21 protein-coding genes are annotated in these 24,800 nt (G+C 69.9%); 8 read left to right on the plus strand and 13 right to left on the minus strand.

Translation table 11 applies throughout. The annotated features are described in order from the left end of the window. Window positions 1-81: 81 nt before the first annotated feature. Both ACX80F_RS03040 and ACX80F_RS03045 read right to left on the minus strand, forming a co-directional pair. Complete coding sequence (locus tag ACX80F_RS03040; RefSeq protein ID WP_459334891.1) at window positions 82-735, minus strand: DsbA family protein; 654 nt, start codon at window positions 733-735, stop codon at window positions 82-84. Window positions 736-963: 228 nt separating this feature from the next. Then, window positions 964-1,614 (minus strand): NAD(P)-dependent oxidoreductase, encoded by a 651-nt coding sequence (locus ACX80F_RS03045; protein ID WP_459334892.1) that lies wholly within the window; start codon window positions 1,612-1,614, stop codon window positions 964-966. Window positions 1,615-1,729: 115 nt separating this feature from the next. Here ACX80F_RS03045 and ACX80F_RS03050 point away from each other — a divergent pair, with 115 nt between their 5' ends. Further along, window positions 1,730-2,134, plus strand: coding sequence for a winged helix-turn-helix transcriptional regulator (locus tag ACX80F_RS03050; RefSeq protein WP_459334893.1), 405 nt, complete (start codon window positions 1,730-1,732; stop codon window positions 2,132-2,134). Between the two features lie 127 nt (window positions 2,135-2,261). Here ACX80F_RS03050 and ACX80F_RS03055 read toward each other — a convergent pair whose 3' ends face one another. From ACX80F_RS03055 to ACX80F_RS03085, 7 genes are all read right to left on the minus strand, one after another. Next, entirely contained in the window at window positions 2,262-2,750 is a 489-nt protein-coding gene (locus tag ACX80F_RS03055) for a MarR family winged helix-turn-helix transcriptional regulator (RefSeq protein WP_459334894.1), read from the minus strand. 5 nt (window positions 2,751-2,755) lie between these two features. Beyond that, window positions 2,756-2,971: a hypothetical protein gene (locus tag ACX80F_RS03060; RefSeq protein ID WP_459334895.1), complete on the minus strand. Its 216-nt coding sequence runs from the start codon at window positions 2,969-2,971 to the stop codon at window positions 2,756-2,758. Window positions 2,972-3,533: 562 nt separating this feature from the next. Then, window positions 3,534-5,327 (minus strand): ABC transporter permease subunit, encoded by a 1,794-nt coding sequence (locus ACX80F_RS03065; protein ID WP_459334896.1) that lies wholly within the window; start codon window positions 5,325-5,327, stop codon window positions 3,534-3,536. Further along, window positions 5,324-6,859: an ABC transporter substrate-binding protein gene (locus ACX80F_RS03070; RefSeq protein WP_459334897.1), complete on the minus strand. Its 1,536-nt coding sequence runs from the start codon at window positions 6,857-6,859 to the stop codon at window positions 5,324-5,326. The genes ACX80F_RS03065 and ACX80F_RS03070 overlap by 4 nt, the downstream gene beginning before the upstream one ends. Continuing rightward, entirely contained in the window at window positions 6,856-8,175 is a 1,320-nt protein-coding gene (locus ACX80F_RS03075; protein WP_459334898.1) for an MFS transporter, read from the minus strand. The genes ACX80F_RS03070 and ACX80F_RS03075 overlap by 4 nt, the downstream gene beginning before the upstream one ends. Before the next feature lie 38 nt (window positions 8,176-8,213). Next, window positions 8,214-9,026, minus strand: a complete 813-nt coding sequence (locus ACX80F_RS03080; protein ID WP_459334899.1) for an ABC transporter ATP-binding protein — start codon at window positions 9,024-9,026, stop codon at window positions 8,214-8,216. After that, window positions 9,023-9,805: an ATP-binding cassette domain-containing protein gene (locus ACX80F_RS03085; protein WP_459334900.1), complete on the minus strand. Its 783-nt coding sequence runs from the start codon at window positions 9,803-9,805 to the stop codon at window positions 9,023-9,025. The genes ACX80F_RS03080 and ACX80F_RS03085 overlap by 4 nt, the downstream gene beginning before the upstream one ends. Before the next feature lie 248 nt (window positions 9,806-10,053). On the opposite strand from ACX80F_RS03085, the gene ACX80F_RS03090 reads away from it, so the two are divergent. Then, the gene (locus ACX80F_RS03090; protein ID WP_459334901.1) at window positions 10,054-11,001 is read left to right on the plus strand and encodes an oxygenase MpaB family protein; all 948 of its coding nucleotides are present in this window, start codon (window positions 10,054-10,056) and stop codon (window positions 10,999-11,001) included. 238 nt (window positions 11,002-11,239) lie between these two features. On the opposite strand, the gene ACX80F_RS03095 is transcribed toward ACX80F_RS03090, so the two are convergent. Next, on the minus strand, window positions 11,240-14,776 hold the full coding sequence (locus ACX80F_RS03095) for a bifunctional proline dehydrogenase/L-glutamate gamma-semialdehyde dehydrogenase (protein ID WP_459334902.1): 3,537 nt from the start codon (window positions 14,774-14,776) through the stop codon (window positions 11,240-11,242). A gap of 145 nt (window positions 14,777-14,921) precedes the next feature. Here ACX80F_RS03095 and ACX80F_RS03100 point away from each other — a divergent pair, with 145 nt between their 5' ends. Both ACX80F_RS03100 and ribA read left to right on the plus strand, forming a co-directional pair. Then, window positions 14,922-15,923 (plus strand): LysR family transcriptional regulator, encoded by a 1,002-nt coding sequence (locus ACX80F_RS03100; RefSeq protein WP_459334952.1) that lies wholly within the window; start codon window positions 14,922-14,924, stop codon window positions 15,921-15,923. Window positions 15,924-15,996: 73 nt separating this feature from the next. Then, entirely contained in the window at window positions 15,997-17,385 is a 1,389-nt protein-coding gene (gene ribA / locus ACX80F_RS03105; RefSeq protein ID WP_459334903.1) for a GTP cyclohydrolase II, read from the plus strand. 59 nt (window positions 17,386-17,444) lie between these two features. Here the strand turns inward: ribA and ACX80F_RS03110 are convergent, their stop codons facing one another. From ACX80F_RS03110 to ACX80F_RS03120, 3 genes are all read right to left on the minus strand, one after another. Further along, entirely contained in the window at window positions 17,445-17,672 is a 228-nt protein-coding gene (locus tag ACX80F_RS03110) for a DUF3072 domain-containing protein (RefSeq protein WP_434993972.1), read from the minus strand. A 288-nt stretch (window positions 17,673-17,960) separates the two neighbouring features. Continuing rightward, window positions 17,961-18,818 (minus strand): SMP-30/gluconolactonase/LRE family protein, encoded by an 858-nt coding sequence (locus ACX80F_RS03115; protein ID WP_459334904.1) that lies wholly within the window; start codon window positions 18,816-18,818, stop codon window positions 17,961-17,963. Window positions 18,819-18,866: 48 nt separating this feature from the next. Continuing rightward, entirely contained in the window at window positions 18,867-19,355 is a 489-nt protein-coding gene (locus ACX80F_RS03120) for a DUF3515 domain-containing protein (protein ID WP_459334905.1), read from the minus strand. 253 nt (window positions 19,356-19,608) lie between these two features. On the opposite strand from ACX80F_RS03120, the gene ACX80F_RS03125 reads away from it, so the two are divergent. The 4 genes from ACX80F_RS03125 to ACX80F_RS03140 all read left to right on the plus strand — a co-directional run bounded on the left by ACX80F_RS03125 (window position 19,609) and on the right by ACX80F_RS03140 (window position 24,768). Next, window positions 19,609-20,394 carry a hypothetical protein gene (locus tag ACX80F_RS03125; RefSeq protein WP_459334906.1) on the plus strand — a complete coding sequence of 262 codons (786 nt, stop codon included), beginning with the start codon at window positions 19,609-19,611 and terminating at the stop codon, window positions 20,392-20,394. 124 nt (window positions 20,395-20,518) lie between these two features. Further along, entirely contained in the window at window positions 20,519-21,556 is a 1,038-nt protein-coding gene (locus ACX80F_RS03130) for a thiamine-phosphate kinase (protein WP_459334907.1), read from the plus strand. A gap of 22 nt (window positions 21,557-21,578) precedes the next feature. Further along, window positions 21,579-22,523: a DAK2 domain-containing protein gene (locus ACX80F_RS03135; protein ID WP_459334953.1), complete on the plus strand. Its 945-nt coding sequence runs from the start codon at window positions 21,579-21,581 to the stop codon at window positions 22,521-22,523. 13 nt (window positions 22,524-22,536) lie between these two features. Beyond that, entirely contained in the window at window positions 22,537-24,768 is a 2,232-nt protein-coding gene (locus ACX80F_RS03140) for an ATP-dependent DNA helicase RecG (protein WP_459334954.1), read from the plus strand. Window positions 24,769-24,800: the final 32 nt, after the last annotated feature.

Raw genomic sequence — 24,800 nt, forward strand, 5'->3', positions numbered from 1 at the left:
TTTATGTGCGGTGGTTGGCGGGGCGTGCTGTTGGGTACTCCCGATGGCGTGGGTGCGGGTATACGGGTGGGTCCAAGGCGGTCAGGTCCCCGTGAGAGTGTCGAGGGCTTCGGCGAGGGCGGCAGCGCTTGAAGTCGGGCCTCCGAGTTTCCTGGGTCCTTCGGGGGTATGGAGGAGCAGGGTGGGGTAGGCGTGGACGCCGAGTTGGGCGACTTCCTCGAACTGGGCTTGAGCGACTGTTCGCAGGGTGGGGTCTGCCAGGGCTGCTGTAACTGCTTCGACGTCCAGGCCCAGGGTGGCGGCGATGCGGGCGTAGGTTGCTGGCTCGGACAGGCTGGATCCGTGGGTGTACCAGGCGTCCTGCATGGCGCCGGCTGCTTCGAGGGTCCGGGTGGGATCTTGTCGGGTCAGTGCCAGCAACCCGGTTGCGGCGTCGGTGGAGTCCATGACGAGGGTGCCTTCACGGAGTACCTCGAGGTAGCCTTCCCCGAATTCCACTCCGGTCAGGGCGCTGATCCGGGCGTTCGCTGCAGGGATGTGGGGGTAGGCGGAGATCGAGGCTGCGGCGTGGCCGGAGAGGATGTTGTCGGCGCTTCCTACGAACAGTCCACCGGAGAGGACCGTGAGGTCGATGCGGTGTGCGTTGTCTCTGGCGAACTGGTGCAGTGCTGGGGCGAAGCCGTAGCACCAGCCGCAGTAGGCGTCGAAGGCATAGGTCAGGCGGGATACGTGCACAGTGGGACCTCGTTACGAGTCGGGTGGGCAGGCAGCCAGGAAGGGTCGGAAGGGTGCGCCCGGCGTGCGGGCTTCGGGCCGGTGGCACGAGGAGGCGGAGTATCGTCGAGCCCGGAACAGGGCTGGGTGAGATGCAGGTAGCCGCGGTTGCCCATAGAGGCGGGCCACCCCGGTTACCCGGTGGGCTGGATAGGTAAGGCGCGGGGCCTGGTCCTGGTTGGCGTCGTCCTAGTAGGCGACGGAGTAGCGCTGGCGGGAGTGTGCGGGCCGCTCGATCTCGTCAATGAACGCGATTGCGTAGTCTGCGCCGGAGATGTTCGACTGCCCGGCCTCATCAGTGAGCAGGATGTCTCCGCCGAGACGGAACTCGCCGGTGCGCTCTCCCGGCGCCCAGGCGCCGAAGCCGCCGGCGGGGCTGAGGTAGAACCAGTCCAGTTCAGCCGGTGCTTCGCGCAGTGCCTGGAGGACTTCTTCGTGATTCCGGGCCTCGGGGAGGGCTGCGGCGGGGAAGGTGTCGAGGTCCACGACGAGTGGTCCGCCCTCGTAGGCCTGGAGCGATCCGGCGCCGCCGACGACGCCCAGGCGTGCTCCGGCGGCGATGACGGCGTCGATGACCGCGGGCAGGGAGTCGATGAGGCGGGGTCCGCCGTCCTCGGGGGTGCGGGCCGGCAGCGACAGGACGACGACGTCCGCGCCGTTGACGAGGGTGCGGACCGCACCAGCGTCGTGCACTGACCCGCTGATGAAGGAGACGCCCTCCGAAGCGGTCTCCGGCTGGCGGCGGGCGACCCCCTGCACGTCGTGGCCGCGGGAGACGAGTTCGCTGGTGATGTGGTTACCGGCATAGCCGGTGGCGCCGAAGACGATGACCTTGGACATGGGTCCTACTTTCTGAAGAAGGTGGTTGCAGCTTCTGATCCGTCGAGCGGGATGTCCCGCCATCAACGAAAGTATCTTCTGAATACTGAGTACCTCAACGTGCCATACTATCCGTATGGATACTATGGGTGACCGTCAGGTCGAAGCCGTCTTCGACGTGCTGAATCTGGAGTGCCCGTCACGGGTGGTCCTGCAGCGGATCGGGGACAAGTGGACGACGCTGGTCTTCCAGGTCCTCAAGCACGGCCCCCAAAGGTTCTCTGTAATCCGCTCCGCGGTGCAGAATGTCACCCCGAAGGTGCTGACGCAGACTCTTCGGACACTCGAGCGGGACGGGCTTCTGACGCGCCGGGTGTACGCCCAGGTCCCACCGCGGGTCGAGTACGAGCTCACGACGCTCGGGCAGACCTTACTGGGTCCGCTGGATGCGGTGCGGGACTGGGCAGAACAGAATGTCTCCGCGATCCTCGATGCCCGGGACGCCTACGATGATGCCCACGACGCGCCCCAGGAGCAGTAGGCGGGGACAGGCGGGGTAAGCGGGTAGGGCAGGGTTCCACGGTGTGAACCCGATCCGGGATCAGTCCCGGCCTTCGGTCGGGATCAGCCCAGGTCCGTACGGAGTCACCCCCACCATCAGCATGGGCTCAGTTCAGAGTGGTGGCGTCGATGAGGGCGCGCATGGCGCGGTTGAGTTCGGCGACTTTGTCGCGTGTCAGGTGAAGTCGTTCCATCATGGTTCCCGGGACCGAAAGGGCACGTTCACGCAACGTGGTGCCAGCCGGGGTCAGTTCGACGTTCAGGGCGCGTTCGTTACCTTCGACGCGCTGGCGGGTGATGTAACCGAGCGCTTCGAGGCGCTTGAGCATCGGTGACAGGGTGGCTGATTCCATGAGTAGCTCTTCACTGAGAGATTTCACCGTCCGCGGGCTGCGTTCCCACAGGGCAAGCATCACCAGGTACTGCGGATGCGTCAGGTCCAACTCCTGCAGCACAGGCCGGTAGGCGTTCACGACGCTGCGGGACGCGACCGAGAGGGCGAAGCACAGTTGGCGCTCCAGCAACAGATCATCTGGTTCAGATGTACGGGAACCCTGAGGTCCTGCGTCGTGGGCAGTCTCTGTTGTATCTGTCATGCCGGTCATCCCTGGGGCTTACGGGGGCTGAGGTACGAGGATCCGTCAGCGTTGCGGACGACGTCCCATTGCTGCAGCTCCTGCTGCCGCCTTGATTGGGCGGCATCGTCGCGGTACACAATCTCGCCCGCGGTGGTCCCACGGGCTGCGGGGCCGAAGAACATCCGCAGCTTGCCGGTGGCATTCATGAATCGGCTCGTGAACGACGGCTTCTGAGCCATGAGAATTCCTTAGAACGAAGCAGCGCCGATACTCGGGCCACCAACAATTAGTCAACCTTCGGCCCCCAGGCAGGAGTGCCGGGAGCCGACTCTGCTCGTTTAGCGTACTAACTATTAGTGGCAACAGCAACCCCTGAGGTGCCGTGCTGAACGATGCCTGGAAAGGTGATGCCGATGGAGGATTGCACCGGCTGGTCGTGTTCGGATTCCAGTTCGTCCACGAGGCGAGCGACGGTATCGCCGATGTCGTTAGGCGTGGCTGATCGGGGTGTGGGTAGTCGGCCGGTGTTGCCTTGGATTTGGGCGGCATGCGCCGCACTGACCCGCATGTGCGGTGGCACTGATCCTGCAGTGGCCGTCGCCCGTTCCCGAGGAGGCGTACTCATCTCCGCGCCGTGCTTGCACCAGCGCGCCCAGGGCCATGTAGGTGCGATCGCAGTCCGAGGCGGACCGGGGTGTCCTAGTGCTCGTCGTAGTGGCCATCGTGCTCCGCATGACGGTCAGCCGGAACACCGTGCTGAGTGCCTTGAACAGCTCCGCTACCTGTTCGAGCTGAGTGTCATCAGGCCGCTACTGGTGCGTCTTCCTCAATGATGTTCTTCTTCCGGCGACGGGGCTTTGCGGGGAGGGTGAGCCCTGAGGCGGAGACGGCCAGGACGGAGGCGAGGATCAGCGCTGATGCCGGTGCGAAGACGGCCCAGGGGGCGCGTTCGACGTAGGCCATGCCTTCGGAGAGGACGAGTCCCCAGTCGGGGCTGGGCGGGTTGGCGCCGAGGCCGAGGAAGCCGAGTGCTGCCAGGGCGAGGGCGGTTCCGGGGAGGCGGAGCATGGCGTGCCGGACCAGGGGTCCGATGATGTGCGGGAGGATGTGCCGGGTCAGGATGCGGGCGCGTCCCACGCCGAGGACCGGGAGGACGGCGACGAACGGCAGGCTCCGGGCCTGCAGGGTCAGGGCCGAGGTGTGGGCTGCCAAGGGCGCCCAACTCACCAGCGCCACGGCGAGGGCGGCGCCTCCGATGGATGCACCGGAGATCGCGGCGACGATGATCCCGGTGATCACGGGTGGGGCGGCGTTGGCGACCTCGAGCGGCCCTGTTCCCAGGCGTGGCAGGGACCCGATCAGGATGCCGATCAGCAGGGACACCAGGACCACGACGAGGGCGGTGCCCACGGTGGACACGGTGCCGTGTCCGACGCGGGCGAGCAGGTCCCGCCCGCTGGCGTCCGCACCGAAGGGCAGGGCCCAGCTCGGGGCTGCCAGACGCGGGTGGGCTGAGATGAAAGGGTCACGCAAGACCCCGGCAACAGTGATCAGCCCGAGGAGTGTTGCCGCTCCCAGGGGTACGGCGAGGTCCCGGCGACGGCACGCGGGAGGCGCGACGGCGACGGGCACGATGCCCAGACGCCCGGCAGGACCGAGCAGCACCTGGCGGATCAGCGCCGCAACCATCCCGGAGAGGATCGCCAGGACGAGAAGAGCGAGGACCCCGGCCTGCAGCACGGGGATGTCCTGCGCCGTGGCAGCACCGAGGGTTGCCCGTCCGATGCCCGGGATGGCGAAGACCCGCTCCACCGCGACGGCACCGCCGGTGAGCCCGACGATGACCAGCGCTGCCTGGCTGGAGACCGTCGGCAGCGCCCGCCGCAGGAGCCCGACGGCAATCTGACTGCGTGAGAAACGAGCGGACAGCCACGCGGACACCCACTGCTCGTCCCCGGCGGAGCTGATGGCGTCGGCCAGGAGTTTGCCCATCAACCCTCCAGCGGGCAGGCCCATGGCCAGGGCGGGCAGGACCGCGTAATGCAGTCCCAGCCACCCCGACGGCGGAAACCATCCGAGCCAAACTGTACCGAGTACCAGCAACAGAGACGCCAGCAGGAACTCGGGGAGAGACACCGCTGTTGTGGCGAGCAGACCGGCTCCCCGCCGTCGTTCACCCCTGGAGGTGCGCAGGAGCGCTGGCAGGGAGAACAGGCAGGCGAGCAGCAGTGCGACCGTCCCGGCGCAGAGCATGAGTGTCACAGAGACGCTGAGGGCGCCGAGTGTTCCGGGCAGGACGGGGGAGTTGGAGATCCAGGAGCGGCCGAAGTCCCCGGTGAGGATCCCGGAGAACCATTCAAGAAAGACCACTAGTGGACCCCGGTCCAGCCCGAGCTCGGCCCGGACCATCGCCAAGGATTCAGGGGTTGCCTCCAGGTCGGCGTAGCGGGCGCGAAGGACCGTGTATTCCGGGCTCTGCCCGGACAGCCAGGGCAGCATCCCGATCACCATCACGACGACCAGCAGGGCTCCCGCCCGTGACAGGCCCACCAGGACGGCACCGGCAGGAAATGCCGTGGTAGGGAAACGTGTCACTGTTCGACGTGGGTGTCGCCGGTGATCAGCGTCCGTTCACGGGGGTCTCGTGCCGCGCCGTCCACGCCGGCCGCTTCGCCCTGGATGACGCGCTCGTGCAGCAGCGGGATCGCAGCGTCCCGGGCAAGGATCTCCGCTTCGGCGGCGATCATCGCGTCCCGTCGTTCGGCACCTGCCGGCAGCGCCGCCGCCGTCTTCAACGCCTCATCGACGGCAGGGTCGCAGAACTGGGCGATGTTGAACGATCCTTCGCAGGCGAAGTCGCTGTACATATAGGCCACCGGATCTCCGGAATCGAGGACCGTGGCACGGGACAGGATGAATGCGTCGAACGCACCATCGAGGGCGTCGGCCTCGATGAACTGGTACTCGCGCACGTCCTGTTCGACGACGAAACCGGCCGCTTCGAGCTGCTGCTCGAGCTGCACGGCGACCTCGGGAAGTTCCGCACGGTCCGTGAACGTGCCCAGGGTGATCCGCACGCCGTCCACCGGCGCCGGCTCGGGCCGGTCCTCGAGGACGGCCAGATAATCATCGTCGCGTTCCTCCGCCGCCCACGGCAGTGCCGGCCCGAGGAGGCCTTCGGCGATGTCCGCCCGGCCCTCGTACACGTTCGAGACGATCGTCGCCCGGTCGATGGCCTCCCGTGCCGCGGCGCGCACGGCGGGGTCCGCGAACGGCCCCGACTTCGTGTTCAGGTACAGGGTGTTCGTGCGCGGCATCGGCACCTCGAACACAAGGTCCTCATCGATCTGCGCGACCTGGCTCACCGGGATCGCTTCCACGACGTCGGCCGTGCCGGTTCTCAGGGCGGCCGCGCGGGCAGTACCGTCGGGCACGAACTGAACATCGATCCCCGCGGCTGCGGCGGCGTCACCCCAGTAGTCCTCGTTGCGGTCCAGCGTCGCCCCCGACGTGCCGTCGACGGCGGTCAGGACGAACGGGCCGGTCCCGGTACCGACCGGGTCGACGGCGTCCCCCTCGTACGCGCTGGCGGCCAGGATGGAGAGCTGCGGGCTGGACATGCGCTGCGGCACGAGCGGGTCCGCGACCGCTGTCGTCACGGTCACCGTCATCTCGTCGCTGGCGCCAGCCGTCAGATCCACGCCGTCCAGGATGCGCGGAGTAGGGGATGCCTGCGCGGCGGCGGTCAGCGACCGGGCGACATCCTCGGCGGTCAGCGGAGTGCCGTCGTGGAAGTTCACACCGTCGCGGACGGTGAACGTCCACTCCGTCGGCGCAGTCTGCTCCCACTCCGAGGCCAGGGCCGGCTGCGCTTCCCCGAGCTCGTCGAGGACGACGAGCGTTTCGGCCGTGGACCAACGTGAGAGCTTGAACGCATCATCGCTGAGCGGGGTCAGGCCCGAGCGGGGCGGCTGCAGCATCGCGATGGACACCCGATCATCTGCCTCGTCACCGCTGTTGCCGGTGGCCGGTGCTGACTCGGGGGATCCTGATGAGAAGCAGCCCGTCAGTGCGAGGCAGCTGATAGTGGCGACGGCGAAAAGGGCAGGGGAACGGCGGGGAGTCATGGTTGAACCTTTTGATCGGGAACGGGCGAAAGAACAGGTAGGAGAGCCGGTGATGAGGAACATGCAGGCGGTGCTGGACGTGTGAAAGCTGCGGGGAGGAAGCGGGGCAGAAGCGCCGCGCTGATGGAAGCCAGGAGGGTCAGGAGGACCCAGCCGGAGGGACTGCCCAGGGTGTCGCGGAGGACGCCGGTCAGGCTGTTGCCTACCAGGACGGCGATGCCCCCGCAGCTGGTGAGGAGGCCGTAGTAGGCGCCCAGTGGCTGTTGACCGGCAAAGCGGTGGACCTGCTGCATGCCCGCCGGTCCGACGAGCATGTGCCCAAGGCTGAGGAGGACGACGAGAACGACCGGTCCGTTCACCGGCGGAAGCCCTGGGAGAAGATGCATCCCGGTACTGCCGAGGAGGGCGATCGCCGCAAACCCTGCCGCGATGCAGATGAAGCCCGTACGTAGAGCAGCGGCTGGGCCGAGGCGGGTCGCCAGAGCGGACATCGGCAGCTGCAGCGCGATCGTCAGGACCGAGGCGAGGGCGAACATCACGGCCAGCATCCCTGCACCAGAACCGCTGTCCTGAAGGTCGAGGGGCAGCGCAAAGTACAGCTGGTTGTAGGCCAGCAGGTTGATACTGAAGAACGCGGCGAAAGCGACGAAACGACGATCCCGCAGACAGGCAAACGCACTGCGTGACCCTGATTGCGCACGCTCAGGCGCAGGTCCGGCACCCGTTCCGGCCTCAGTTCCCGTCCCGGCAGTGTGTCTCGGCAGGAGGAGCCAGAGTGCGACGCCGACGGCGAGGAACAGGCACGCCGCCGATACCGCGACTACCGGGAAGCCGAAGGGTAGAAGCCCGATGCCGACAAGGGGTCCGGTAACAGCGCCGATCTCTCCGAACAGTACGAGCAAGGCGAACAGGTTCCGTCGCGGCGCGCCTTTCGCTTCCGTGCCTTGAGCGGTAACTGCGCTCCGGGCGCGGTCGAGGGCGCCGATGAGACCCTCGACGGCCGGTGAGAAGAAAGCGCCCCCGATGCCGGTGAGCACGGCGCTCAGCAGGAAGGGCCAGAAGGTCTCGGACGTTGCGAGCCCGAAGTAGCCGGCGGCGCGGATAATGCAGCCGGTCAGGATGCTGCGGCGCGGCCCCCAACGGTCGGCGATGACCCCGCCGAGGAGGAACATGCCCTGCTGACTGAAGGTCCGCGCCCCAAGAACGAGGCCGATCGCGGCGGCACCAAGACCAAGGTCCTCGCTCATGACGAGGGCGAAGAACGGGACGACCGCGTAGAAGCCGATGTTGAACACCAGCTGGGTGGGCAGGAGCAAGGACGCCGAGGCGTGGTACCTCGCAGGAGCGCTAGCGGTCATCGAGTGACAGCGCCCGGGAACAGTCGTGCGGCGTTGAGTTCGCGGGTTGCCTCCTGCTGCGGATCATCGAGGATCCGCCCGGTGGGTCCTTCTTCCACGATCCGCCCGTCGGCGAGGACCGCGGTCCTCGCGCACACGGCGGCGATCGCATCGAGGTCGTGGGACACGAACAGCAACCCCAGGTTGTGCTCGCTGATGAGCATCCGCAGGACCTCGAGCACCTGATTGCGTAACGGCAGGTCAAGCCCGCTCACCGGCTCATCCGCGAGGAGAATTGCAGGACCGACCACGAGGGCCCGGGCGATCGCCACACGCTGGTTCTGCCCGCCGGACAACTCGAACGGCCGCTTCCCAGAAGAAATCGCGGGGAGCTCCACCCTGGACAGTGCGTCGCGGATCCGGGCCGAGTGCTGTCCGTCGACTCCAAGGCACACAAGAGGCTCGCGCAGGAGCTGGTCCACGGTCATCCGCGGATCGAGGCTGCTCGCCGGATCCTGGGGTACGTACTGCACCTGTTGCCGGTACCAGCGCAGTGCCTTCAACGACCCAGGGCGGATTACCCGGTCGTGCAGCGTCACCGACCCGGAATCCGGTGTCTCGAGGGCCAGCAGTGTGCGCAAGAACGTCGACTTACCCGACCCGGAGCTGCCGACAAGTCCCATGCTGCTGCCACTGGAGACCTTCAAGGACACCCCATGAAGAATCTCTGGGGACGCGCTCCTGCGAAAAGCCAGCCCGGGCCGCGACAGTGAGAGCCGCACATCCCGTGCCGTGAGCGTCACGGTAGGAGCGGTGGGAAGGAGTGTCATGCGGCCGTGATGCTTCCCCGGCTAGGCGCGTGGTGCGCGGACTGGATCAGCGCGGGTGCGCTCGAATGCGTGGCGACGGCAAGATCGGTGAAGGAACCTCTATCGACGACAACCCCGTCATCAATGACCACTGCCCGGGAACACAGGGAAGCAGCCACCGCAACGTCATGGGTGATGAGCAGGATCCCGGCGCCGGCTTCAGCCGCTGTCCGCAACGCCGCGAGGACGAGCTGCTGTGACACGACATCGAGGGCCGTCGTCGGTTCATCCGCAACCAGGAACGACGCCTGACAGGCCAGCGCCTGCACGATGCAGACCCGTTGCCTTTGCCCGCCGGAGAGTTCCATCGGGAAGCTCTGGAGGACGCGTCGTGGGTCAGCGAACCCGACCTCCCCGAGCATGGATGCGGCCAGATCCACCGCGGCTGCACGGGTCGTAGCGGCATCTGATCGGAGAAGAACAGGGGCGAGTTGCCGATCGATCCGCACCAGCGGGTGAAGAGCAGTCAGAGAGTCCTGGCGCACAGCGGCCACGCCCGGGCGATGCCGGTCGGCAAGACGAACGTCCTGCCCCTGGATCTTCAGGTGACCCGTGACTTGCGCGCTTCCCGGAAGGGATCCCGTGATGGCTGCGGCAGTCAGCGACTTACCTGACCCGGATGCTCCGATCAGTGCCACCGCTTCGCCAGGAGCAATTGACAGGGCCACATTCCTGACGAGCGAATGGTTTGCGATCCGAATAGACAGGTCGCTGAGGGTAAGACCCACCACGTACCACACCCCCCGTTATTGAATACTGTTCTCACTAACGGTAGCGACATGAGTATGGTTCTCAAAACGATGTTCTGTAGAGCGGGTAATAGTCCGATCATCCGCCCCCTGATCAGCGGCATCGACCCCGACGCACCAACGCTCTTCTGACGATGAGGAACCCACTCGGCCATCGCCGTGTCAGGGTCGTGTTCTACGCTTCGTAGTGGAGTCCTGTCCTTAGGTGTCCGTCGTACCCGACCTACCGTCGATGGAGCATGATGCCTGCTAGTCCGATACCGCGCCCCGCCGACCTGGCCCACCGGGTCCGCCGCGCCTTCCGTGCCCGGGTCTCCGGTGACCCCACGGGGGCGCCGGACTGGGTGCGGGACATCGCCCTGGTCGGGGAGGGACCGGGCTGGTTCGAGCCCGACGGCGTCGTCTGGCGGGTCCACGGCGACCTCTCCACCCTCGTCGGCGGGGTCGCGGCCCTCCTCGGGCAGGGTGCCCACCCGCTGGCGATGGCCGGGGTCGCGCGGCACTCCTCCTACCGCAGCGACCCCTGGGCCCGCCTCGCCGGGACCGCCCGCTGGCTCACCGTGAGCACCTTCGGCTCCGCAGAGCTCGCCGAGCGGGATTCGGCGCGGGTCCGCGGCATGCACGGGCGGGTCCGCGGCACCACCGACGACGGCCGCGCCTACTCCGCCTCCGACCCCGCCCTGCTCCGCTGGGTGCACCTGGCCTTCACCGACGCCTTCCTCGGGGCCCAGGAGGCCGTCGGCCACGACCTAACCCCGCGGTTCGGCCGCAACTGGGCCGACACCTACGTCGCCGACTGGTCCCGCAGCGCCCGGGCGCTCGGGGCCGAGGACCTCCCGGGTAACCGCCGGGAACTCACCGAGGCCCTGCGCGCGCTGGAGACCGACCTCGAACCCGTCCCCGCCGAGCTCCTGGCCTTCCTCTCCGCCCCGGACGGGCTGAACCGGGCCGAGCGGATCTTCTACAGCGGCCTCGCCAGCGCCGGGGCGCTGGTGCTCTCCCCGTCCGTGGCCCCCTTCGCCGGGGTGCCCGGCCGCGGTGATCGCTCGCCCGCGGCGCGCCTACGCTTGCAGCGCACCCGCTGGCAGTTGCGGACCTTCCAGCTGGCCCTCGGGCCGCATAGCCCCTCCGAGGACGCGGCGCGCTACCGGATCGGCCTCGCTGGGCCCCCGGACTGGCTCGGCTGAGCTGCGGCCACTACTACTGCAGCCACCGCGCTCCTCATTGGCGTCGATGAGTGAATGAGTATTCGATGGTGAACTGCTCCCCGGAAGGTGGACTGAGGCATTCAGTTCCGACTTCCGGGGAGCAGTTTTGATGGATGCACGTAGTTCGTTGTCGGTGGAGCAGCGTGAGGCCGCTGCCCGTAGAAGCGGGTGCTCCATGAAAGAGCCGGGTGCGTGCCCCGTGGACGGGGCGACAGCGTTACAGGATGCTGTCCGTCAGCGCGTCCGGCGTCCCGAAACGGTGCGCCGTGATGCTGATCGCCTGCTCCTGCAGGAACGGCAGCAGCTCCACCCGCCCCGATTCCGTGACGGGCTGCGCGTAGACCGCGAGATCCGGACGGCCGCCGGTCGCCTCCGCGAGCGACGACGCCCCGCCACCGATCAGCCGCACGCGGCGCGCCGTGAGCGACGACGCCCGTGCCAGCCAGGCGTCGTCGTCCTCGATGGTGACGCCTTCCGCCTGCGCGAGGACGACGGGCCGCAGGGCCGAAGGAAGCTCGACGGCGCTCGACACGCTCACCGGGGCGCCGGCAGCGCGGGCCGCCAGCAGGATCCGGACGAGGTCGGCGACCGGGGCACCCGCGGCGAGGCGAACCGTCACGGGGTGTGCAAGGTAGCGGAAGAGGTTCCGCTCCGCCGCGAGGGCGGAGACGTCCTTCACCCGCCCGAACTCGCTCGTCCACGCTGCCGCATCCGACACCGCAGCGCGGTGGAGGCGGGCGACGTCGGCCTCGGGCAGGCCGGCCGCGTGGGCTGCCGTGAGCAGGGGTTCGACGACGGGCAAGGGGCGACCCTGTGCCCGGGACTCCTGCGGCGCCCAGGCGCCGAGGCCCACGAGGTAGTTGGGGCCTCCGGCCTTGGTGCCGGCGCCGACGGCGGACTTCTTCCACCCACCGAAGGGCTGGCGCTGGACGATCGCCCCGGTGATGCCCCGGTTCACGTAGAGATTTCCGGCCTGCACGCCGTCGAGCCAGGTGGCGATCTCCCGACCGTCGAGGGAGTGGATGCCGGAGGTGAGCCCGTAGTCGATGTCGTTCTGCAGCGCGATGGCGTCCTCGAGGGTGGCTGCCGTCATGACGCCGAGGATCGGACCGAAGTACTCCGTGAGGTGGTACGTGGACCCGCGCTGCACTCCGGTGCGGACGCCGGGGCTCCACAGCCGGCCCGAGTCGTCGAGCTGCCGCGGTTCGATGACCCACGACTCTCCTTCGCCGAGTCTCGTGAGCCCGTCGAGGAGCTTCCCGGCGGCGGGATCGATGACGGGACCCATCTGCGTGTCCGGGTCGGTGGGGTAGCCCACGGTCAGCGATCCGACGGCGTCGAGCAGCTGGTTGCGGAAGCGCTGCGAGGTCGCCACGCTGCCCACGAGGATGACCAGGGAGGCCGCTGAGCACTTCTGGCCGGCGTGGCCGAAAGCGGACTGCGCCACGTCCTTCGCCGCGAGGTCCAGATCCGCGCTGGGGGTCACGATGATGGCGTTCTTGCCCGAGGTCTCCGCGAGCAGCGGCAGGTCGGGCCGGAAGGAGCGGAACAGCTCCGCTGTCTCGTAGCCGCCGGTGAGGATCACGCGGTCCACCCGCGGATCGGCGACGAGCTGGCGCCCGAGGTCCCTCTCGTCGAGGTGGGCGAGGCGCAGGACCTCTCGCGGGACGCCCGCCTCCCACAGGGCCTCGACCATGACCGAGCCGCAGCGCCGTGCCTGCGTGGCGGGTTTGATGATCACGGAGGACCCGGCCGCGAGGGCCGCCAGGGTGGAGCCCGCGGGGATCGCGACGGGGAAGTTCCACGGCGGGGTGACGACGGTGAGCCGGACGGGGGAGAAGGACGCGCCGTCGACGTCGTCGAGCTCGCGGGCGAGCTCGGCGTAGTAGTGGGCGAAGTCGACGGCCTCGGAGATCTCCGGATCGGCCTGGTCGAGCGTCTTGCCGGTCTCGGCGGCCATGACCTCCATGAGGTCGGCCCGGCGCGCCTCGAGAGCGTCGCCGGCCCGATGCAGGACCGCGGCACGCTCGGCACCCGTGAGCGAGCCCCAGGACGTGGCCGCGGCGACGGCGCCGGCGATCGTGTCCTCGAGGTCCTCGGCACGCGTCACCGTCGTCGCGGCGACGACGTCGTTCCCCAGGTCGGACGCGTCCACCCGCTCGAGGATCGCCCGTCCCCAGGACCGGTTCGCCGGGAGCGAGGGATCGGTGTCGGGGGTGTTGGAGAACCCGGACCCCGGGTGGGCCGGGGCGGGAACACCGCGGTCCTGCCGTCGGTTCGGCGCGGGGATGGCCGTGTCCAGCTCCTCGAGGGAGGCGAGGAAGCGGCTCTTCTCGCGGTCGAAGAGGGCTTCGTTCTCCGCGAGCTCGAAGACGGCGGACATGAAGTTGTCCTGGCTCGCCCCCTCTTCCAGGCGGCGGATGAGGTAGGCGATGGCGACGTCGAACTCAGCGGGATGCACCACGGGCGTGTAGAGGAGCAGGGAGCCGACGTCGCGCTTGACGGCCTCGGCCTGCCCCTGGGCCATGCCGAGGAGCATCTCGAACTCGATGCCGTGGCGGACATCGCGCTCGCCGGCGAGCAGCCAGGCGAAGGCGAGGTCGAAGAGGTTGTGGCCGGCGACGCCGATGCGCACATTCTCGATGCGGCCCGGCTGCAGGGCGTAGTTCAGTACGCGCTTGTAGTGCGTGTCCGACTCCTGCTTCGAGCCCCAGGTGGCGAGCGGCCAGTCGTGGAGGGACGCCTCGACCTGCTCCATCGGGAGGTTGGCGCCCTTGACCACGCGGACCTTGATGCCGGCACCGCCCCGGGCCCGCCGGGCCGCGGCCCACTCCTGCAGCCGGATCATCGCGGCCAGGGAGTCGGGGAGGTACGCCTGCAGGACGATGCCCGCCTCGAGGCTCATGAACTCGGGCCGGTCGAGGATCTCCATGAACACCGCGATCGTCAGGTCGAGGTCCTTGTACTCCTCCATGTCGAGGTTGATGAACTTCGGCGTCCCGGCCTGCGCCGCGAGCGTGTACAGGGGAGCGAGCTTCTCCGCGACGTGCCGGACCGCCTCGTCGAAGGCCCAGGCCGTGTGCGGGGCGACCGTGGACGAAACCTTGATGGAGACGTAGTCGACGTCGGGCCGCTCGAGGAGTCGCACGGTGCCGGCGAGGCGGCGCTCGGCCTCGTGGTCACCGAGGACGGCCTCGCCGAGCAGGTTGATGTTCAGGCGCACGTCCTCGCCGCGGATCTTCCCGATGGAGCGCCCCAGCCGGGCGTCGGACGCGTCGATGATGAGGTGCCCCACCATCTCGCGCAGCACGCGGCGGGCGATCGGGATGACGACCTGCGGCAGGACGGGAGCGACGGCGGCACCCACCTTCACGGCCGAGCGCATGTACCAGGGGAGGAAGGAGGGGACTTTCGGTGCGATGGCGCCGAGGTTCCGGGCCGCGACCGCGAGGTCGTCCGGGCGGATCACGCCGTCGACGAAGCCGACGGTGAAGGCCAGCCCGTCGGGGTCCTTCAGGACGCCGGCGAGCTGCTTGGCGGAGGTATCGACCGGGACCTTCGACGCCTCGGTGAGCCACCGCCGCACCAGGGCGATCGCCTCGCCCGGCGACCCTCCCGGGATCCCTGTGGTCCCGCCGGCCCCGGCGGAGAAGGTGGCGGGCTCCACGTCGGCGCTCGGGTGCGAGGCGATCGACGGGTCCGGGGACGCCGGGGTGGTGGCGGTGCCCTCGCGGGGCGGGATCTGGGTTGTCATGGCAACGGCTTTCGGTCGGACGGCTGGCGCCGGGCACAGGATGAAGCAGCTACTTCCCTACCAGTATCGGGCGCATCGTACGATTAGGAAAAGCAATGAATACCAAATGGTATTCGTCAGTAAAACCGAACCGTACGGGAGGCCGATGCTCGACCTGCGCAGGCTCAGGCTGCTCCGCGAACTGAAGATCCGGGGGACCCTCGCGGACGTCGCCGCAGCCCTCAGCTACAGCCCCTCCTCCGTGTCGCAGCAGCTGGCCCAGCTCGAGCGGGAGGTGGGCGTCCCGCTGCTGCGGAAGACCGGCCGCCGCGTGGTCCTCACGGCGCAGGCCGAGGTGCTCGTCGCGCACACCGCCGAACTGCTGGAGACCCTCGAGCGCGCCGAGGCGGATCTCGCCGCCTCGCTGACCACGGTGTCGGGGACCGTCCGCGTCGCGGTGTTCCAGTCGGCCGCCCTCGCACTGATGCCGGACGCCCTGACGTCCATGACCCACGACTACCCCGACGTCCGCGTGGAGATGGTGCAGCGCGAGCCGGAGACCGCCCTCTACGAGACCTTCGCCCGGGATTTCGACCTCGTGATCGCGGAGCAGTACCCCGGACATGCCGCACCACGCCACCCCGAACTCGACCACCTCGCGCTGACGCAGGACGCCATCCAGCTCGCCGTGCCCTCGGCGGGCCACCCCTACGCCCGCATCTCCTCGGTGGCGGAGGCTGCTGAAGCGGCGTGGGTCATGGAACCACGGGGGGCCGCGTCGAGGCACTGGGCCGAGCAGGCGTGCCGGCGGGCCGGCTTCGAACCCGACGTGCGGTACGAGACGGCGGATCTCCAGGCACAGATCCGCCTCATCGAATCGGGCAACGCCGTCGCGCTGATGCCGGAGCTGGTCTGGACGGGCCGCAACGTGCCCGTGCGACTGCTCGACCTCGCCGAGGATCCGCAGCGCTCCATCTTCACCTCCGCGCGCCGCGCCGGCGCCCGGCGTCCCGCCGTCCTCGCGGTCCGTGAGGTCCTGGGCCGGGCCGCCGCGGAGGTCAGGCGTCCCTCCCGGCAGCAGGACCGGCAGCAGGACCGGCAGCAGGACCGGCAGCAGGACCGGCAGGAGGACCGGCAGGCGGGCCGGCACGAGGAGGCCCAGCAATAAATGGCCGCCGCCGCCCGTTGACACCAGCAGACCTGCTTTTCGCGTACCCACGCCCCGCTCCTAAGGTTGTTCCATGTCCCTGCAGTCCACGCACCCCGCATCGGCTCCCGTGCCGGCCACCATCGAGAGGGTCGTCGAGACCGTGCTGCCCACCCGGCACGGGACCTTCCGCATGATCGGCTACCGGGACGGCGAGGGGACGGAGCACGTGGCGCTGGCGCAGGGGATCGACGATGCGGCGCACGGCCGGCACGAGGTGCCGCCCCTGGTCCGCGTCCACAGCGAATGCCTCACCGGGGACGCTTTCGGATCCTGGCGCTGCGACTGCGGCGAACAGCTCGACGCCGCGCTCTCCGCCATCGCCGGGGAGGGACGCGGCATCGTCGTCTACGTCCGGGGGCACGAGGGCCGCGGCATCGGACTGCTCGCCAAGCTCAAGGCCTACGCCCTCCAGGACCAGGGCGTGGACACCGTGGATGCGAACACGGAGCTGGGCCTGCCCGTCGACGCCCGGCGCTACGACCAGGCGGCGGAGATCCTCCAGGACCTCGGCATCCGTGCCGTCCGCCTCCTCTCGGGCAACCCCGCGAAGGAGGAGGCACTCGAGGACCTCGGGATCGACGTCGTCGAGCGCCGCGGGCTCCCCGTGTCCGAGCGATCGGAGAACGCCGGGTACCTCGCGACGAAGCGCGCTCGGATGCGGCACGACACTCCGCCGTCCGCCGACGCGTGGAGGTCACTGCTCGACGGCGTCGTCCCCCCGGCGCCCGCGCCGGGCGAGGCGGAGGAACTGACCCACCGCTACGGTTATCTCGCGGCGGCGTCCGGACAGCTCGTCGTCGGCCAGCTGCGGCAGAGCCTCGACGGTTTCATCGCGTCACGCTCCGGCGACGCCGGGCTCCACGAGGACCGCGGCGACCACGGGCACCTGCAGCGCCTGCGCGCACTGGTCGACGCCGTCGTCGTCGGGGCGTCGACCGTCCTCGCGGAGGACTGCTCGCTGGCGGTGCGCGACGTGCGCGGATCCAGCCCCGTGCGGGTGGTCCTGGACTCGTCGGCGCGCGTGGCGGTGGGGGCACGGGTCCTGGCCGACGACGGCGTGCTCACCCTCTGGATCGTCGGCGACGACGCAACGGTTCCCGACGGCCTGCCGTCCTCCGTGGAAGTGCTTCGGGCGCGCGACGAGGACTTCGCACCGCAGCACATCGTGGACGTGCTGCGGGCGCGTGGACTCGAGAAGATCCTCATCGAGGGCGGTGGCAACACGGTGTCGCGCTTCCTCGAAGCCGGCCTGCTGGACCGTTTGTACCTCACCACGGCGCCGGTCCTCGTGGGGGATGGCGTCCCGGGCATCCGCTTCACCGGCTCCGATGCGCTTGCCGAAGCGCGCACCGCCCCCGTGCGGCGCTTCGTGTTCGGTCAGGACATCTGCACCGAGTTCAACTTCGCCGGCGTGCGATAGAGGGCGCCGGGCGTCCGACCCCACTCCCCGAAAGATTCGGGAAGCGGGATCGGCGCAGGTCAGGAGTCGCTGACCCGCTTGCTCTTGCCCTGCAGCCGGTCGATGTGCTCGGAGGCCTCGGCCTTGTTGATGTCGGCGGGGATCTCCTCGCCGGCCTCGCGTGCCAGGGTGTCGAGGTAGCTCCGCTGCGCCGCCGTCATCGGTTCGTCGCCCGTGACCCAGTCGGAGGGATCGCGCTCGAAGCCGCCCTCGGGCTCGGATTGCGGGCTTCCCAGTGTGTCTGCCATGTCGGTTCCTCTTCGTCGTGATCAGCGTGGACCGTCAGTCTACTGAGCGTCTCTGACATCTCCGGGGAGTGCCATCCATGACGGTGGTATGCAGTCGACGGTGCGCATGCGCACTACGTCTCCGGCGCCCGCATCGCCGTCACCGGAGCCAGCCCGTCCTTTGAGCCGGACGATGACCCCGGCGGAAGATCGGGCCGATGACCGGACGGCCGGACCACCGGTACCGCACCCCTCGACCGACGCATGTGGTGCCGGCGCATCCTCCTCGCTACCCGCGGAACGTCGGCGTTACCCGCGGAACATGGGCAGGGCAGCACCGGTGACGCCCGGCTCGAAGGCGAACAGAGCGCCGGCGGGAGGCTCCGAGCCCTCCGGGATGTTCTCCTGCGTCGTCGTGATGAACAGCGTCGAGAGATCCGTCCCGCCGAACGCGCACGCCGTCACGTTGGTGACGGGCAGCGTGATGTGCTCGGAGAGCCGGCCCGACGCGTCGTACCGGGCCACCGCGCCGCCCCCGTACAGGGCCGTCCAGATGCCGCCCTCGGCGTCGACCGCCATGCCGTCCGGCATGCCGAGGGCGGGTTCGACGACGGCGAACGTGCGGCGGTCGGTGAAACGGCCGGCGTCGACGTCGTATCCGAGGGCGTCGATGCGCCCCGTCGGGGTGTCACTGAGGAACGCGGTGTCGCCCGAGGGGGAGAAGTGCAGTCCGTTGGACACGGTGAGGCCCGTCAGGAGCGTGGACACACCGTGGTCGGTGTCCAGCGAGTACAGGGTCCCCGCGCCGAAGCCGCCCTCCCAGCCCATGGACCCGCACAGGAAGCGGCCCGCGGTGTCGCAGCCGCCGTCGTTCATGCGGACCGCGCTGTCGCTGAAGGCCTCGGGGCCCTGCTCGAGCGTCGAGAAGGAGTCGTCGGCGAACACGAAGCCGCGCTCCACGCCGATGACGTAGCCACCGGAGGCGCGACCGCGGAGCACACCGGCCAGGCGGGGGTGGACGCTGAAGCGGTCGATGCTGCCGTCCTCGTGGCGCAGCAGGACGTCGCCCGCCATCATGTCGACGAACAGGAGTTCGCCGCGGCGCGGATCCCAGTACGGGCCCTCGCCATGGAACGTGCAGACGTCGGAGATTTGCTCGGCTTTCACGGTGCCTCCTGGCAGTCGGTGGATGGAGCGCGGTCGCGGGGTTGGACGTCAGCCGCCGGTCGGCGCTGGGGTGGCGTCGGACAGCCCGACGCAGGCACGTGTCGGCTCGACCCGCGACACGGCATCGCCGAGTTCCACGAGGACGGTGCTCGAGGCCACCTCGTCGGGATCGAACAGGACCTCGACCGCCGGATCCCGCCCGTAGGTGGTGGCCGTCCACGCAGGGTCCCCCTCGCGCACCACCCAGTCGACGTCGTTCACGGTGACGCAGGGATCGGTGGTGGGGCCCGGCACGTCGACGCCGCACCGCAGCACCACCCGGGACGGGTCCCCCCAGGCGGAGGTGGCCTGGCTGTTCGTCTCGCGCTGCTCGCTCTCGGCGACGGTGGGCGGCAGGGCGATCATGACGTCGGCGCACCGGGCGTTCGCGGCGTCCCCGGCGGGGTCCACGTCCACCACCGCCGAGCACCCGGTCAGCCCGGCCAGAAGGACCACGGCGGGCAGCAGGGCGGTCAGGGCGCGGGGGAGGGCGGGCATGATGCCAGCCTATCGGTGGACGTGCGCTGCAGCGGCGGGAGCGGTCTCCGTGCGCGCGCCGGGAGGATGGTGCGCACACGCCGAGCGGCGTCCGCTCGCGTGCGACACGCCGCCGTCAGGCCTGCCGGAAGCAGGGCGGCAGGAGCTGCCGCCCGTAGGATGCAGGAGCCGGCAGCCAGTCTCAGGCCGCCGGTTCCCCCGCGCACCCGGTGTCGCCACCAGCCGCCCGTGCGAGATCCCGAGCCGAGGACGAATGACCACGCACCACCGCTTCCCCCTGACCGCCACTGCCCTCAGGACCACGACCGGCGCCCTTGCCGTCGTCCTCGCAGCAGCCGTCCTCTGGACCCCCGCGGCCGCCCTGGCCGTCGAGTCCGAGCCCTCGTCCGTGCGTCCCGCCGTCGCGGGCCAGCAGCAGCCGCGCGTCGTGGAGCAACCCCGGCCGGGCGCGACCTTCGGGGAGCCGGCTCCGCCCGTCGTCGACCCGTTGGCGACCTCCGGGACGGACCCGGTCACGGGCTTCGCCATCAACGCCCGGACGGGGTTCCTCGTCCACCCCGGGACAGGCCACCTCATCGAACCCGGCACCGGCAACCTCGTGTTCGCCGACACCCTCATCTACACGAACCTCCGGTACGACGCCGCGACCCGCGAGGTCGTACCGGTCGCCGACGAGGCGCCGGTGCCCGCGCCGAGTCCCAGCCCGGCCGAGACGACGGCGTCCCCCTCGGCCACGCCCGCCGCGACGGCAACCGTCCCGGCCACGACCGCCCCACCGGCACCGACCGCCTCGCCTGCCGCGGTGGGTACTGTCCCGGCGACCGACACCGCACCAGCCGACGCCACCCCGCTCGCCACACGGTCCGCCACGCCGACCGCAAGCAGCACCGCGAGCAGCTCCGCGAGCAGCACCGCGACGGTCGTCGCCGAGGAGGCGCGCGCGACCTCGCTGGCACCGGTCGCGTGGATCGGCGCGGGCCTGGTCGCCGCCGCGCTCGCTGCCGTCGTGGTCCTCGCCGTCCGACGTCGTCGGCACTGATCCGGTCGCGCCCCTCGCCGCGGGCGACCGGTAAGGTGCAGGACGTGAGGAAAGTTCTGGCGACCGGCGGCACCCACCGAGTATCGGTCCGGTCCTGCCGGTCCGGCGCGTCGGGGGTAGCGTCATGAGCAGCAACCGCCCGGGATCGCCGTCCCGTCCCGCAGGGGACGCGGCGGGGAGCTCCCTCGTTGCGGACCTCTCCGAAGCCGAACTCCTCGCGCGGATCTTCCCGCGCCTCCCCGTGCCGGAGGGCGTCCTCCTGGGTCCTGGCGACGACGCCGCACTTCTCGCCGCGCCGGACGGCAGGACCGTGCTCAGCATCGACACGCTCGTCGAGGACCACGATTTCCGGCTCCTGCGCCCCAACGGGCACCGCACCACCGGCTTCGACGTCGGCTGGAAGTGTGCAGCCCAGAACCTCAGCGACATCAACGCGATGGGGGGCCGCGCCACTTCGCTGGTGGTCAGCCTGACGCTCCCGCCCGCCACCCCCGTGGCGTGGGTGGAGGAGCTCGCCGACGGCCTCACGGCCGCGATCCGCGACCTCGGCGCGGTGGGGTGCGGCGTCGTCGGCGGTGATCTCGGTGCCGGAGGGCAGCTCGTCGTCACGGCCGCGGTGACCGGGGTGCTCGACGGCCGGGAGCCCGTCCTGCGCTCCGGCGCGAAGCCCGGGCACACGGTCGCCGTCGCCGGCACCCTGGGCCGGGCCGCCGCGGGCCTCGCCCTGCTCGAGGACAGCCGCTCGGTGGAGGAGGTCGGACTGGAGGAGCTGATCGCCGCGCAGCTGCGGCCGCGCCCGCCCCTTGCCGCCGGTCCTGCCGCCGCCGTCGCAGGCGCGTCCGCCATGCTGGACATCTCCGACGGGCTCCTCCGCGACGCCGGACGCATCGCGACGGCGAGCGGCGTGGGACTGGACCTCGACCCCGACGTGCTGCGGCGCTACGCGGTCCCTCTGCAGGAAGCCGCAGCGCTGCTGGGCGCGGATGCCCTGGAGTGGGTGCTCGGCGGGGGCGAGGACCACGGGCTCCTCGCCACGTTCCCCCGCGGCGCCCTGCTGCCGGCCGGGTTCACTGCGGTAGGCTCGGTAGTGGCGGGCAAGCCGCTCGTGACACTGGCGTCACAGGCCGCAGCTCTCAGGGGATGGGATCATTTTGCACACTAAGATCACCGCGAACGCGATCGCGATGAAGCGTTGGTTGAGCAAGGCCGAAGAGTCCCTCGGCAATCACAGCGACCGCCTGAACGCGATCAACATCTTCCCCGTGGCCGACGGCGACACCGGTACCAACCTCTACCGGACCGTCTGCTCCGCCGCACGTGCCGCGCTCGACGAGGACGCCGACGACCTCGGTGAACTGCTGTCCGTCGCGGGCCGCGCCGCCATGGAGGAGGCGCTCGGGAACTCCGGCACTCTCTTCGCCGTGTTCCTCTCCGCACTCGCCGAACCGTTGCACGGCACCACACGGCTCACCAGTTCGTCGCTCGCCTCCGCCCTGCATCGCGCGCAGATCCGCAGCTGGTCCGCGCTCAGCGATCCCGTCCCGGGCACCATGCTCTCGGTCCTCGAGGCCAGTGCGCGCGGCGCGGCCGAGACCGCTTCCGGGGACGCCGCCGATGACAGCAACGCCGCCCTCGCCCGGACCCTCCGGGCCACGGTGCAGGCGGCACTCCGGGCCGTGGTCGACACCGAGAGCCAGCTCGGGGTGCTGGCCGAGGCGAAGGTCGTCGACGCCGGAGGCGTGGGTTTCCTCCTGATCCTCGATGCGCTGCGCGCCGCGGCCCTCGGAGAGGAGTTGCAGGACGAGCTCCTCGACGGCCTTCACGGCTACGACATCCAGGCCCCGCACATCCACCTGGGCGGCGACACGGACGGGGTGGAGGTCATGTGCACCATCAACCTGAGCCCCCTGGATGCCGCCACCCTGCGCCTGCACCTCGACGAGATCGGCGACTCCGTGATCATGAGTGCAGTCTCCCCCGTGGAGGACGGCTACCGCTGGCGCGTCCACGTGCACGTCCCGGACCCGGCACCCGCCCTGGCACTCATCCACGAGGCGGGCACGCCCGTCAGCATCACGGTCACCCAGCTCGCCGCCCCGCCCGTCGGAGTCGAGGCCGGTGAGTCCTGACGTCGTCCGGCCCATGACGGGTGCAGTCCGGGAGACGACCGCTTCCGAGCTCGACGCACCGCTCCACAAGCGCCTCGGCCCGGTGGCCAAGCACCTGGAGAAGCACTTCGGCATCACCACGGTCGGCGAGCTGCTCAACCACTTCCCGCGCACCTACCTCAAGCGCGGCGAACTGACGCCCATCGCCGAGGTCCCGGTGGACGAGGAGGTCACCCTGATCGCCCGCGTGCAGTCCGCCAACTCACGGCGCATGCACACGCGCAAGGGCACGCTCCTCGAGGTGGTCATCACCGACGATGCGGACGGCAGCCTCGGCGGCATGAACCTCACGTTCTTCAACGGTTTCACCGCCGCCCGTGAACTCAAGCCCGGGGTGCGGGCCATGTTCTCCGGCAAGGTCACGCTCTACCGCGGCCGGCTCTCGCTCACCAACCCGCGCTACTCCCTGCTCGACGAGGGCGACGACGACCCCGCCCGCGCCAGACGGCCCATCCCCGTCTACCCGGCGGTGGAGAAGCTCAGCAGCGACGCGATCGCCAAGGCCGTGGGCGTGGTCCTCGACACCCTGCACCTCGCCGACCTCGACGACCCCATCCCCGGGTCCATCGCCCGCCGCGACAAGCTCATGAGTCTCGCGACGGCCTACGAACTCGTGCACCGGCCGCCCCAGATCGAGGACGCCTACCGGGCCCAGCACCGCCTCCGCTACCAGGAGGCGTTCGTGCTGCAGGCGGCCCTCGCCCGCCGTCGTTCGCTCGCTGCCCGCGAGGAGGCGACGGCGCGCCCGCCCTCCACGGGCGGACTGCTCGACCAGTTCGACGCCCGGCTGCCCTTCACCCTGACGCAGGGCCAGCGCGACGTCGGCCTGACCCTCGCGGAGGACCTCGCCCGGGACCACCCCATGAACCGGCTGCTGCAGGGCGAGGTGGGCTCGGGCAAGACCCTCGTGGCCCTGCGCGCCATGCTGCAGGTCATCGACGCCGGGGGACAGGCGGCGCTGCTCGCGCCCACCGAGGTGCTCGCCGCGCAACACCTGCAGTCCATCACCCGGACCCTCGGGCCGCTGGCCGAGGGCGGCATGCTCGGCGGAGCCTTGGACGGCACCCGCGTGGTGCTGCTCACCGGGTCCATGTCCACGGCGCAGCGGAAGAAATCACTGCTCGACGCCGCCTCGGGGGACGCCGGGATCGTCGTCGGCACCCATGCGCTGCTGTCCGAGAACGTGCAGTTCTTCGACCTCGGCCTGATCGTCGTGGATGAGCAGCACCGCTTCGGTGTGGAGCAGCGCGACTCCCTGCGGACCAAGGCCCGCACCTCCCCGCATGTGCTGGTCATGACCGCCACGCCGATCCCCCGGACCGTCGCCATGACGGTTTTCGGGGACCTCGAGACGTCCACGCTCTCCGAGCTGCCGGCCGGCCGGTCGCCGATCGTCACCCACGAGGTGGGGCTCACCGAGCACCCGGCGTGGATCGACAGGATCTGGGCGCGCGCCCGCGAGGAGATCGACGCCGGGCGGCAGGTCTACGTGGTGTGCCCGAAGATCGGCGACAACGGCAGGGCCGACGACGACGCCCCCGAGGCGCTCTACGGGGAGCCCGCCGCGGACCGGAAGGCCGGGGGGGCGCAGGAGCTCACCAGCGTCGTCGCGCTCGTCGAGTCCCTGGCGGGGATCCCCCAGCTGCAGGGTGTCACGAGCGGCATGCTGCACGGGCGGATGGACCCGCAGGACAAGGCGGACGTCATGGCGCGCTTCGCGGACGGCACCGTGCAGCTGCTGATCGCCACCACGGTGATCGAGGTGGGCGTCGACGTCCCCAACGCCACGCTCATGGTCATCATGGACGCGGACCGCTTCGGCATCTCCCAGCTGCACCAGCTCCGCGGGCGCATCGGCCGTGGCGGGCACGCGGGGACCTGCCTGCTCGTGACGAAGCTCGAGCCCGACCACCCGAGTCGTGAGCGGCTCTCCGCCGTCGCGTCCACCACGGACGGCTTCGAACTCTCGCAGAAGGACCTCGAACTCCGGCGCGAGGGCGACATCCTCGGGGCGTCGCAGTCCGGTGGGCGCTCGGCCCTCCGCTTCCTGAAGATCACCCAGCACGGCACGGTCATCGACAAGGCGCGCACCGACGCCCAGGAGATCGTCGCCGTGGACCCGGATCTGCGCGAGCTGCCCGGCCTGGCCCTGGCCATCGAGCTGTATCTCAACCCCGAGAAGGAAGCGTTCCTGGAGAAGGGCTGAGATCTCCGCACCTGAGGGGGTAACGTCTCCTG

This window comes from Arthrobacter sp. TMS2-4 (assembly GCF_054511075.1).

Excerpts from the sequence above, each read along its gene's own strand:
- ACX80F_RS03045 (WP_459334892.1), bottom strand. The coding sequence starts at position 1,614 with ATGTCCAAGGTCATCGTCTTCGGCGCCACCGGCTATGCCGGTAACCAC.
- ACX80F_RS03050 (WP_459334893.1), top strand. The coding sequence starts at position 1,730 with ATGGATACTATGGGTGACCGTCAGGTCGAAGCCGTCTTCGACGTGCTG.
- ACX80F_RS03055 (WP_459334894.1), bottom strand. The coding sequence starts at position 2,750 with ATGACAGATACAACAGAGACTGCCCACGACGCAGGACCTCAGGGTTCC.
- ACX80F_RS03060 (WP_459334895.1), bottom strand. The coding sequence starts at position 2,971 with ATGGCTCAGAAGCCGTCGTTCACGAGCCGATTCATGAATGCCACCGGC.
- ACX80F_RS03070 (WP_459334897.1), bottom strand. The coding sequence starts at position 6,859 with ATGACTCCCCGCCGTTCCCCTGCCCTTTTCGCCGTCGCCACTATCAGC.
- ACX80F_RS03080 (WP_459334899.1), bottom strand. The coding sequence starts at position 9,026 with ATGACACTCCTTCCCACCGCTCCTACCGTGACGCTCACGGCACGGGAT.
- ACX80F_RS03090 (WP_459334901.1), top strand. The coding sequence starts at position 10,054 with ATGATGCCTGCTAGTCCGATACCGCGCCCCGCCGACCTGGCCCACCGG.
- ACX80F_RS03095 (WP_459334902.1), bottom strand. The coding sequence starts at position 14,776 with ATGACAACCCAGATCCCGCCCCGCGAGGGCACCGCCACCACCCCGGCG.
- ACX80F_RS03100 (WP_459334952.1), top strand. The coding sequence starts at position 14,922 with ATGCTCGACCTGCGCAGGCTCAGGCTGCTCCGCGAACTGAAGATCCGG.
- ribA (WP_459334903.1), top strand. The coding sequence starts at position 15,997 with ATGTCCCTGCAGTCCACGCACCCCGCATCGGCTCCCGTGCCGGCCACC.
- ACX80F_RS03110 (WP_434993972.1), bottom strand. The coding sequence starts at position 17,672 with ATGGCAGACACACTGGGAAGCCCGCAATCCGAGCCCGAGGGCGGCTTC.
- ACX80F_RS03120 (WP_459334905.1), bottom strand. The coding sequence starts at position 19,355 with ATGCCCGCCCTCCCCCGCGCCCTGACCGCCCTGCTGCCCGCCGTGGTC.
- ACX80F_RS03125 (WP_459334906.1), top strand. The coding sequence starts at position 19,609 with ATGACCACGCACCACCGCTTCCCCCTGACCGCCACTGCCCTCAGGACC.
- ACX80F_RS03130 (WP_459334907.1), top strand. The coding sequence starts at position 20,519 with ATGAGCAGCAACCGCCCGGGATCGCCGTCCCGTCCCGCAGGGGACGCG.
- ACX80F_RS03135 (WP_459334953.1), top strand. The coding sequence starts at position 21,579 with ATGAAGCGTTGGTTGAGCAAGGCCGAAGAGTCCCTCGGCAATCACAGC.
- ACX80F_RS03140 (WP_459334954.1), top strand. The coding sequence starts at position 22,537 with ATGACGGGTGCAGTCCGGGAGACGACCGCTTCCGAGCTCGACGCACCG.